Source organism: Tepidibacter thalassicus DSM 15285 (assembly GCF_900129915.1).
GTDB lineage: Bacteria > Bacillota > Clostridia > Peptostreptococcales > Peptostreptococcaceae > Tepidibacter > Tepidibacter thalassicus.
In genome coordinates this window covers 1-11321 of the sequence record NZ_FQXH01000040.1, presented here as the reverse complement: position 1 = coordinate 11321, position 11321 = coordinate 1, and the positions used below count along the sequence as shown (strand labels likewise).

Genomic DNA, 11321 nt, shown 5'->3' with positions numbered 1-11321 from the left:
TCACCAACTAGCTAATGGGACGCGGGCCCATCCTATATCGCTTTCGCTTTGACTATGATAAGATGCCTTATCTTAGCTTTATCCCGTATTAGCATACCTTTCGGTATGTTATCCGTGTGTATAGGGCAGGTTACCCACGCGTTACTCACCCGTCCGCCGCTAGGATCCAAGAGCAAGCTCTTTTCTCCTCGCTCGACTTGCATGTGTTAGGCACGCCGCCAGCGTTCATCCTGAGCCAGGATCAAACTCTCAAAATAAAATTTCGTTACTGGCTTTACCTACTGTTTAGTTTTCAAAGTTCAATTTTTTTCATGTCTTAACGACAAGTAATAATATATCACCTTTATTTTTCATTGTCAACACTTTTTTATAAAATTTTTTTATATTTAATTTAACATTTTAATTAAAATTAATTGAAAATTTAATTTTCACTACTAAACACTTAAGTAATATAAACTTTTTTTCGATATATATATATCAAAACAAACCTGTATACGTTTGTATCATACTAAACATTTTTGAAATAATATTAATTAATATTCCGTTTTGAACAAGTTAAAAATCTCATATTAAATTAAAGAAATGGAGGAATTTAAAATGATATTAAAATTTAGTGATTGGAAAATAAGAAAAAAATTAATTTCAACATTTTTAGTAATAATAATTCTTTTCTCTTTTATGTCTTTAATTTCATTTAATTTCATAAAAGACATTGGATACAATAAAATAAACTTAGTTTCTGATAGTGAAAAATTATATACTCTTGTATTAGAATTAAGAAGAAATGAAAAAGACTTTTTATTAAGAGATGTAACTAATCCAGAATTTTTCAAAACACAAAACAGTAAATATATAAATAATTTTAAATCAAATTATAATAAACTAAAAAATTTAATTAACTCTCTAAAAAAACATAAAAAAATATATTCAAATCCACAATACATAAACAAAATAAATAAAATGGAAAAATTGTCAAAAGAATATCATGATTTATTTCTACAAGTAGTCCAAAAAAAATATATACAGGGTTTTGAAGAATATGGTTTAATCGGCGAACTAAAAAATACACAAAGCCAAATAAACAATTTAACAGTAAATAGCGAAATACATACTTTATTATTAAAAGCTTCTATAATAGAACATAACTATTTTTCAACTCCCAAAACAGAATACTACAATGAAATAATATCAATATTTTCTAAAATAAAATCTTTATCAAACAATCCAAAATTAAAATTGCTTGTAAATAATTTTGAAGAATCTTTTTTTAAATTACATGAAATCAACAAAGAAATAGGTTTAACTGCTAAAGATGGACTAAAAAAACAGTATAGAAAAACTATTCATCAATTCGAACCTTTAGTAGAAGAAATACACAATGATATAATTAAATCAACTCAAAAAAATATAAAAAATATAACAACGATAATTTTTACAACTATCATTATTAGCATTTTAATATCATTACTTTTTGGAATATATATTTCATTTTTAATAACAAAACCAATAACTCAAACTACCAAAATGCTAAACGATATAGCTGAAGGTGAAGGAAATTTAACCCAAAGACTTGAAATTTTATCTAAAGATGAAATAGGAGAACTTGCAAAATGGTTTAATTTATTCATTACTAAAATACATAACTTAGTTAGCGAAACAAAAAATAGTAGCTACACATTAGCCGAATCATCTAACCAAATATCAGTAGCTATAGAACAAGCAAACAATGGTATAGAAAGTATTGCTTATGAAATAAATAATGTATCCAATAGCATTCAAAATAATGCTACTATTATGCAAGAAGCTACAGCAAACATTGAAGAAATGGCTGCTAATTCTCAAATTATCTACAATGAAATTGAAATTGCTTCTAAAAATACTGAAACAGTATTAAAGGCCGCTAATATAGGGGAAAATAATATACAAGAAATTGTTGAAAGTATAAATAAAGTGAAAAAGTCTACTGAAGATATATTTAAAATAATAGAAGATCTTAATAATTCCTCACAAGAAATAAATGAAATAATTTCTATAATTACTAAAATTTCTGATCAAACTAATCTCTTAGCTCTAAATGCTGCAATAGAAGCTGCACGAGCAGGAGAACACGGTAAAGGATTCGCCGTTGTCGCTGATGAAGTTAAAAATCTAGCTGAAGAAAGCAAAAAATCAGCAGAAAAAATAAGTTTACTTATACAAGAAATTCAAAGAAAAACAAGTATTGCAAATACATCTATCAAAAAAGGTCAAAAATATGTAATGTTAAGTGTTGAAAAATCCAACAATTCAAATAAACAATTTAAAAATATACTAAATTCTATCAAAGAAATAAATACTAAAATAAATATGATTTCCAATTTAACTAAACAACAATCTGAAATTTCTAATGATATAGCAAAAGCAATCGATGAGATATCTACTACATCGCAAAATAACGCTTCTGTTTCTGAACAAATTAATCAAGTTATACAAGATCAAGTTAGTACATTTGAAGAAATCGGCGCAAATATTGAAGAACTAAATTCAATGTCTAAAATATTAAAAGATCAAACAGATAAATTTATAATTTAAAAAGAAGAGGAAAGTTCCTCTTCTTTTATTCATTCATAAGCTTTTCAAGCTCATTTAATAGACTATCAAATTTTTGAAGTGCTTTCTCAATAGGCTCAGTTGTAGATAAATCAACACCTGCTTTTTTAAGCATTTCAACTGGATAATCATTTCCTCCAGCTGCTAAAAATTCTAGATATGCATCTCTTGCTCCTTTTTCATTATTTGACATTTTTTCTGATAAAATTATACCTGAAGAAAGTCCTGTTGCATATTTATATACATAAAAATTATAATAAAAATGAGGAATTCTAGACCACCATACTTTAGATAATTCATCAACTTCAAAATCATCTCCATAATATTTCTTCATCAAATTTCCCCAAGTTTCATTTAAAAACTTACTATTTAAAGCAACTCCCTTTTCTGCCGCTTCATGAATTGCTTTTTCAAATTCCGCATACATAATTTGAGTATATATTGATCCCCTTATTTTTTCTAAATATGAATTTATTAAATACATTTTTTCTTCTTTTGTTTTTGCATGTTTAATTAAATAATCAATCATTAACGCTTCATTAGTAGTAGATGCTACTTCTGCTGTAAATATAGGATATTGTGATTTTGAATAAGGTTGTGTTTTATTTGAATAATATGAATTCATAGCATGCCCAAGCTCATGAGCTAAAGTAGATACAGAATCAAGAGTTCCATTATAATTTAATAAAACATATGGATGTGTATCATAACTACCCCAAGCATACGCTCCTGATCTTTTATTATCATTTTCATATACATCTACCCATCTTTCCTTAAAAGCTTTATCGAGATCTTTTATATAATTTTCTCCCAATGCTCCTAATGCCTCTTTTACCATTTCCTTAGCTTTTTCATAACTTATATATTCATTTTGCGCTTGTTTAACTATAGGAACATACATATCATAATATCTAACCTTATCATTTATTCCTAAAACCTTTTTTCTAAGTGATACATATTTATGCAATGGCTCTAAATTATCATTAACTGCTTTGATTATATTATCATAAACTTCAGGCTTTATATTATCAGCATCTAAAGATGCTTCAAGTGCAGAATTATAATTTCTAGCTTTGGCAAAGAAAATATTAGTTTTAACTTCTCCCGCCAAAGTAGCAGCTAAAGTATGTATATTTTTTTCAAAACTTCTAAACTCAGACTCAAACGCTTTTCTTCTTATCTCTCTATTTGGATTATTTAATAATTTTGAATACATCGCAGGAGTTACTTTTACTTTTTCTCCATTATCTAAAGTAATATCCTCTGTTTTTCTATCTACATTTCTATATATTGAAGCTATATTTTCTGGAACTGATGCTATATCTGAAGCCAATGCTAATACTCTTTCTCCTTCTGAAGATAAAGAATGTTGCTTAGTTCTTAAAAGATTTTCAAAATACAAATTATAATCTTTAAATTCTGGTTTGTTAATATAACTTTTTAATGTTTCTTCTGGTAAAGACAATAATTCTGGCTCTACAAATGAAAAAGCAGCTGCAGCTTTAGTACTAATTCCTTCAGCTCTATCCGCCATGGCTAAATACTTTGAATTAGAACTGTCTTCATCTCTTTTAAGATTTGCATAAACATATATCTTATCTTTAAGTCTAAAAAGTTCATCTTTTAACTTCAGTATTTCTAGTATATTTTTTTCATCTTTTAACTTTCCTTTATAACCATCTACCTTTGCTAAACTATTTTCTAGCTTTTTAAAATCTTCTTCCCAAGCACTATCTGATTTATAAATATCTTCTATAGACCAAGTATACTGCTTCGGAATATCACTTCTATTAGTATAATGAACTTCCTGTGCACAAGACAAAAGTGGAAAAGTTGCAATCGAAGTTGCCAAAAGAATTGAAATAATTTGTTTCTTTAATTTCAAAAAAATTCCCCCTTTTAAAACTACCCTTAATTTTCTATTTTAGAAAATTCTACCACGTATTTCACAAAAATTCAATAATATTTTTTAAATTTTTTACAAATTGTATATATTACAATTTTTCTGTATTTTCAAAAAAGAAGAACACAAAAGCGTTCTTCTTTAATACTGCTTATCAAAAGCAACTTCTTCTATACCGTTCTATTAGCATAATTTAATTTTTCTTTAAAAGCAAAATCAAATCCTTTCGTCACTCTTATTGCCTTTTTAGGACAAACATTTATGCATGTCTTACATAATATACACTCAGTTGATAAAATCCTCTTATTCTCATTCTTGTAATCAATAAGTTTAATATCCATCGGACAATTTTTTTCACATAATTTACAGTCAATACATTTATCTTTTTCAATCTCTACTTTTAATAATGAAACAATTGCTGGTATTTTCTGCATAACAGGAATAGGACATACATATTTACAAAACGCTCTATTATCTTTTAAAATCAAACTTAATATAATTCCTATTAAATAATAGATTATATTTCCTACAACAAGCCAATATATTTGTGTACTAATAACATCCTGCATATTTTTATTTTTAACTAAAATGTACATCACTAAGAATAATGAAAATATAAAAATAAAATATCTAACTATTCCTAAATATTTTATCCTTCCATTTTGAGGTTTTTTCCAAGGCAAAAGATCTAGAACCATAGCTGTCCAACAAGCCCATCCACACCATCCTCTTCCAAAAACAATAGGTCCAAATATTTTTGCAATTGCATAATGCAAACTAGCCCCAGCAAACACTCCCATTAATAAATAAAAAAAGAATCCTTCTATTTGCATATTTTCTTTGCCTATTAAGCCAAGAAAAACCAACATATATAAACCTACTAAAAGTTGAGTTATTCTTCTTCCCCATTGAGAATACTCTTTTTTTAATGAATCTCCTAGAAATGTTCCTAATGATAATGAAATTCCTATATAACCAAAATTAATAACATAAAAGAAATTTTTAGTATCAAAATATCTCCATAAACCTATACTTAAAAATATTATTATTAATATACTAGGCCACTTAAAATTTTCTTTAGTAATATTGAAATATTTATTTTTCATGTTATCCCGCCGTTTCTTTTTTAAGTATTAATCCAGTGAATACAATGCCATATTTTGTAATTAAATTGACTGAACTTTATTACAAAAAAATACATTTATATCTAAGATATAAACGTATTTTTTAATTAAATATTACTTGTCAAAAGCAATTTCCATGGCTTCATAGCTTGCTTTTATAGTATATTCTATATCTTCATCTGTATGAGCATTAGATAAAAACATCGCCTCAAATTGAGTCGGAGCAAGAAGTATTCCTCTTTTTAAAAGTTCTTTAAAGTATATATTAAACTTTTCCACATCACATTTCATAACATCTTCATAATTTTCTATAGGGCCTTCTGCAAAGAAAAGACAAACAAGTGATCCTGCTCTATTTACAGTTCCTTTTACATTTAATTTTTCTAAATTCTCTTTAAATCCATTTTCTAATTTTATGGCTTTTTGTTCTAATTCTTTATATATATTTTTATTTTCCTTCAATATACTTATATTTTTATACCCCATATACATAGCAAGTGGATTTCCTGATAAAGTTCCTGCTTGATACACAGGTCCTACAGGAGATACCATTTCCATTATTTCTCTCTTTCCTCCATAAGCTCCAACTGGAAGTCCTGCTCCTATTATTTTTCCAAAACAAGTCATATCAGGTTCTATACCGTATACTTCCTGCGCTCCACCAAACGCCAATCTAAATCCTGTTATTACTTCATCAAATATAAGTACTGATCCATATTCTTTAGTTATTGTTCTAAGCCCTTCTAAAAATTCTTTTTTACCTGCAACTACCCCCATATTTCCAGCTACAGGTTCAACTATAACCGCTGCTATATCATTTCCATGTTCTTTAAATATTTTTTGAACTGATTCTAAGTCATTATATCTGCATACCAATGTATCTTTCACTACATCTTTTGGAACCCCTGGACTTGTAGGTACTCCATAAGTTATAGTTCCTGATCCTGATTTAACAAGTAGTGAATCTGAGTGGCCATGGTAACATCCTTCAAATTTTAGTATTTTATTTCTCTTAGTATATGCTCTTGCAACTCTCAATGCACTCATTGTAGCTTCCGTTCCTGAATTTACCATTCTAACCATTTCAACTGCTGGATAAGCATCTACTATTAATTTTGCCATTTTAACTTCTATTTCAGTTGGCACTCCATAGCTTGTCCCTTTTCTTATTATTTCTTCTACACCACTTAAAACATCTTCATTACTATGCCCTAACATTAAAGGCCCCCAAGAACATATATAATCTATGTACTCATTTCCATCGACATCATAAATTTTAGAACCTTTAGCTTTATCTACAAATATAGGATTAAGTCCTACTGATTTAAAAGCTCTAACAGGACTATTAACCCCACCAGGTATATACTTTACAGCTTCTTGATATATATTTTCGGATTTTCTAGTATTCATATTTTCATCCCTCCACAATTATTTCTTAAACATTCTTGCTACATCTTTTGCAAAATAAGTTATTATTATATCTGCTCCTGCTCTTTTTATAGAAATAAGACTTTCCATTATTGCTTTTTCATCTAAAAGTCCATTTTTTACAGCAAGTTTTAACATTGAATATTCTCCACTTACATTATATGCTGCTACTGGTACATTAAAACTATCTTTAACCTTTCTTATAACATCTAAATACGAAAGAGCTGGCTTTACCATTACTATGTCTGCTCCTTCTTCTATATCAAGTTCCACTTCTCTTATTGCCTCATTTATATTAGCTGGATCCATTTGATATGATCTTCTATCCCCAAATGATGGAGCTGAATGTGCTGCATCTCTAAATGGTCCATAAAAACTCGAAGCGTATTTTGCACTATATGACATTATAGGTATATTAACATACCCTTCTTTATCAAGTGTATTTCTCATATGTCCTATTCTTCCATCCATCATATCAGATGGTGCTACCATATCTGCCCCTGCTTTTACATGACTTATTGCTATTTTTGATAAATATTCAAGTGTTTTATCATTATCTACATAACCATTAGGACATAGTATTCCACAGTGGCCATGGCTTGTATACTGACACATACAAATATCTGTAATTACATATATATCATTACTTATATTTTTTATTTCTCTTATAGCCTTTTGAACTATTCCTTCATCAGAGTAAGCCTGCTTTCCATATTCATCTTTTTCATTTGGAACTCCGAATAAAATTACATATTTTATACCAAGGTCTAGTAATTCATTCACTTCATCCTTTAATTTATCCACAGATAAATGATAAACATCTGGAAGAGAAGGAATTTCCTTTTTTATATTTTCTCCTTCTACAATAAATAAAGGATAAACTAAATTCTCCACTTCAAGCTTTGTTTCTCTAACAAGCCCTCTTATAAGCTCATTCCCCCTAAGTCTTCTTGGTCTTTTTATCAAACTACTCACCCCTTATATCTTTACTTATTATATCTAAAATACCATTTATGGTATATTCCTTAGCTTCTTTATAAACATCTAAATCAAATGATTTTATAGTATTAGATGTTATAGGTCCTATTGAAATTAACTTCGCATTTTTAAGCTTTTCTAAATTTTTTTCTCCAATTATTTTAACTAAATTTTTAACAGTAGATGAACTTGTAAATGTAATATAATCTATTTTATTAGATTCTAATAAATCAAGTATTTCTTCCTTATTTACATCACCTAAAACTGTATCATAAATTTTAATTTCCTTTACATAACATATTTCACTTAATTTTTCTATTAAATAATCTCTCGCTTTACTTGCTCTAGGTATTAAAATATTATCTTTACTAATTAATTTATCTTTTAACTCATCAAATATAGATTCTGCTATATATTCCTTAGGAACTATATCCGCTATTATTCCTCTATCTTTAAGAGCGTTTGCTGTCGCTGGCCCTATAGCCACTATTTTTATATTATTTAATTTTCTAAAATCCAAACTTAAATCTACTAATTTATTAAAAAATATTTTGACTCCATTTTGACTTGTAAATACTATATAACTGTATTTTTCTATGTTTTTAATTGCTTCTTCCAATTCTTTATTAGGAGATATCTCTTCTATTTTTATTGTAGGAAACTCTATTGGATTTCCACCTAAATCCATTATTTTTTCAACTAACTTACTATTTTGAGATCTAGCTCTTGTAACCATTATACTCTTCCCAAATAAAGGTTTATTCTCAAAGAAGTTCAATTTATCTCTAAGATTTACAACATCTCCAACTACTATTAAACTAGGTGGCTTTATATTTTCTTTTAAAGCTATTTCATATATATTTTCAAGATTTCCCGTTACAACTCTTTGATTATATCTTGTAGCCCAGTTTATTATTGCTACTGGAGTTTTCTTATCTTTTCCCTCTTTTATTAAATTAGTACATATATTTTCTAAGTTTTTAACTCCCATTAGGAAAACTAAAGTTCCATCAAATTGCGCCAAAACTTTCCAGTTAAGTTCTTTTTCTTCATCCTTTAAATGTCCTGTTATAACATGAAATGAAGAAGCATAATTTCTATGAGTTATAGGTATTCCAGCGTAACAAAGTCCACCTATTGCTGAAGTAATACCAGGAACTACTTCAAATTCTATATTTCTCTCTAAAAGATACTCTCCTTCTTCTCCTCCACGTCCAAATACATAAGGGTCTCCACCTTTAAGACGTGTTACAACTTTTCCTTCTTTAGCTTTATTTGCAATAACCTCATTTATCTCATCTTGAGTTAATGTATGATTGCTAGATGATTTTCCAACATATATAAACTCACAGCTTTCTTTTGCTTCATTTAACAATTTCTCATTTACAAGTCTATCATAAACTATTACATTTGCTTCTTTTATACATTCAAGTGCCTTCAATGTTATAAGCTTATAATCTCCAGGCCCGGCTCCTACTAAATAAACTTTACCCTTCATCTCTTTCCATCTCCTCAAGTATCATGTGTGCAAGTCTAAACCCTAAATCTTTTGCATCTTTTAATTTTCCAGTAATAGATTTTTTAATAATTTTACTTCCATTTTCAGTTCCAAGTAACCCTTCTATCTTTAGTTCATTTCCACTAATACTGCAAAGAGCTCCTATTGGAATATGACAACTTCCATTTACACCTTCTAAAAATGCTCTTTCAGCTTTAACCTGTATTTCAGTTTCCTTATCTTGTAAAGAATTTACTATGCCTTCTATTATCTCATCATTTTCTCGTATTTCTATTGCTAAAGCTCCTTGCGCTGGTGCCGGAAGAATTATATCAGTTGGTATATAATAGCTTATTTTATCTTCAATATTAAGTCTATGAAGTCCTGCAGCTGCCAAAATTACTCCATCTAAATTTTCTTCTTTTATTTTTCTTATTCTAGTATCAACATTGCCTCTTATAGGTAAAATATTAAAATCTGATCTATATTTTAATAATTGATATTTTCTTCTTTTACTTCCAGTCCCAATTTTAGCTCCAATTGGTAAATCATCTATAGATTTATATCCTTCTTTTAAAACTAATATATCTCTGTAATCTTCTCTTTTAGGAACTGCTGCAAATTTAAGTCCTTCCGGAAGATTTGAAGGCATATCCTTCATGCTATGAACTGCCATATCTATTTCCTTATTCAAAAGTTTTTCTTCTATTTCTTTTACAAACAATCCTTTGTCCCCTATTTTATCAAGAGATATATTTTGAATAATATCTCCTTTAGTTTTAATTACTTTTATCTCAAACTCTATATGAGGATTATTTCTCTTAAGAACATCTACAACCCAGTTAGTTTGACTTAAAGCAAGTTTACTGCCCCTAGTTCCAACTACTATTTTCATACTCATATCTCCTCTTTTTCAATTCTTCTATATTCAAATTTACTATTTCATTTAGTATTTTTTTCTTTTCACTTTCATCATTACATTTTTTCAACACTAAAGCTCTCATTTCTCCTAATATATTCACATATTCTTCATATTCTTCATCGTACTTTTCTTCAAGCTCTTTTCTTATTTTAGAAGAAAGCGATGGACTTTTTCCCATAGTAGATACACTTATTACTAAATCTCCTCTTTTAATACTTGAAGGAACTATAAAATCGGATAAATTAATATCATCTACCACATTACATAGTATGTTATTTTCTCTACAGTAAATAGCTATATCTTCATTTAATTCTTTATTCGATGTTGAAGCTACAACTAAAAATGAATCTTTTATATATTCTTTTTTATACTCATCTTCTATAATTGTTATTTTATCCTTTAAGCTTTCAAATTTATCTATATACAAAGGACTTACGACTTTTATATCACAATCAAACTCTAAAAACTTTTTAACTTTTCTAAAAGCTACCTTTCCACCACCAATTACAGTAACTTTCTTATTTTTTAAATTAATCATCATAGGATAAAACATAATATCAGCTTTATAAAATCTATAAAAATCTAAATAAATATATAAAAATTATAGATTTTATTCATACACTCAATATTTTTACAAATATTAGTGTACATAATAGCATATCTCTACAATGCTATACCGCAAGCCAACGGTACTTTTGTTCACTTCTCTTTTTTTAATCAAGCAACTAATTTTCCATAATGAAAATGTAGAGTAGTTACTTGATTTATATTTTTATAATTCAATGTTTTATTTTTATTGTGTTTATTAAAAATATTAATACTTGAATTAATATCCCTATCTAGTGTCATACCACACGTACACTTATAAACTCTTTTTGA

Annotated in this window: 8 protein-coding genes and 1 rRNA gene; 1 reads left to right on the top strand and 8 read right to left on the bottom strand. The window is 27.8% G+C overall.

The annotated features are described in order from the left end of the window. Window positions 1-257: ribosomal RNA gene (locus BUA19_RS11025) — 16S ribosomal RNA — on the bottom strand; the annotation flags it as partial. Window positions 258-597: 340 nt separating this feature from the next. Here BUA19_RS11025 and BUA19_RS11020 point away from each other — a divergent pair. Then, the gene (locus tag BUA19_RS11020) at window positions 598-2571 is read left to right on the top strand and encodes a methyl-accepting chemotaxis protein (protein WP_072726475.1); all 1974 of its coding nucleotides are present in this window, start codon (window positions 598-600) and stop codon (window positions 2569-2571) included. Window positions 2572-2596: 25 nt separating this feature from the next. On the opposite strand, the gene pepF is transcribed toward BUA19_RS11020, so the two are convergent. The 7 genes from pepF to BUA19_RS10985 form a co-directional block, all read right to left on the bottom strand. Continuing rightward, window positions 2597-4474 carry an oligoendopeptidase F gene (pepF, locus tag BUA19_RS11015; protein ID WP_084602057.1) on the bottom strand — a complete coding sequence of 626 codons (1878 nt, stop codon included), beginning with the start codon at window positions 4472-4474 and terminating at the stop codon, window positions 2597-2599. A gap of 188 nt (window positions 4475-4662) precedes the next feature. Then, window positions 4663-5598 carry a 4Fe-4S binding protein gene (locus BUA19_RS11010; RefSeq protein WP_072726473.1) on the bottom strand — a complete coding sequence of 312 codons (936 nt, stop codon included), beginning with the start codon at window positions 5596-5598 and terminating at the stop codon, window positions 4663-4665. A 132-nt stretch (window positions 5599-5730) separates the two neighbouring features. Next, window positions 5731-7026: a glutamate-1-semialdehyde 2,1-aminomutase gene (gene hemL / locus BUA19_RS11005; RefSeq protein WP_072726471.1), complete on the bottom strand. Its 1296-nt coding sequence runs from the start codon at window positions 7024-7026 to the stop codon at window positions 5731-5733. Window positions 7027-7044: 18 nt separating this feature from the next. Beyond that, on the bottom strand, window positions 7045-8010 hold the full coding sequence (hemB, locus tag BUA19_RS11000) for a porphobilinogen synthase (RefSeq protein WP_072726469.1): 966 nt from the start codon (window positions 8008-8010) through the stop codon (window positions 7045-7047). Window position 8011: 1 nt separating this feature from the next. Then, a complete protein-coding gene (gene cobA, locus BUA19_RS10995) occupies window positions 8012-9520 on the bottom strand; it encodes a uroporphyrinogen-III C-methyltransferase (RefSeq protein WP_072726468.1) in 1509 nt (502 codons plus the stop codon). Further along, window positions 9510-10415 (bottom strand): hydroxymethylbilane synthase, encoded by a 906-nt coding sequence (gene hemC, locus BUA19_RS10990; RefSeq protein ID WP_072726467.1) that lies wholly within the window; start codon window positions 10413-10415, stop codon window positions 9510-9512. The genes cobA and hemC overlap by 11 nt, the downstream gene beginning before the upstream one ends. Next, entirely contained in the window at window positions 10393-10995 is a 603-nt protein-coding gene (locus BUA19_RS10985) for a precorrin-2 dehydrogenase/sirohydrochlorin ferrochelatase family protein (RefSeq protein WP_072726466.1), read from the bottom strand. The genes hemC and BUA19_RS10985 overlap by 23 nt, the downstream gene beginning before the upstream one ends. Window positions 10996-11321: the final 326 nt, after the last annotated feature.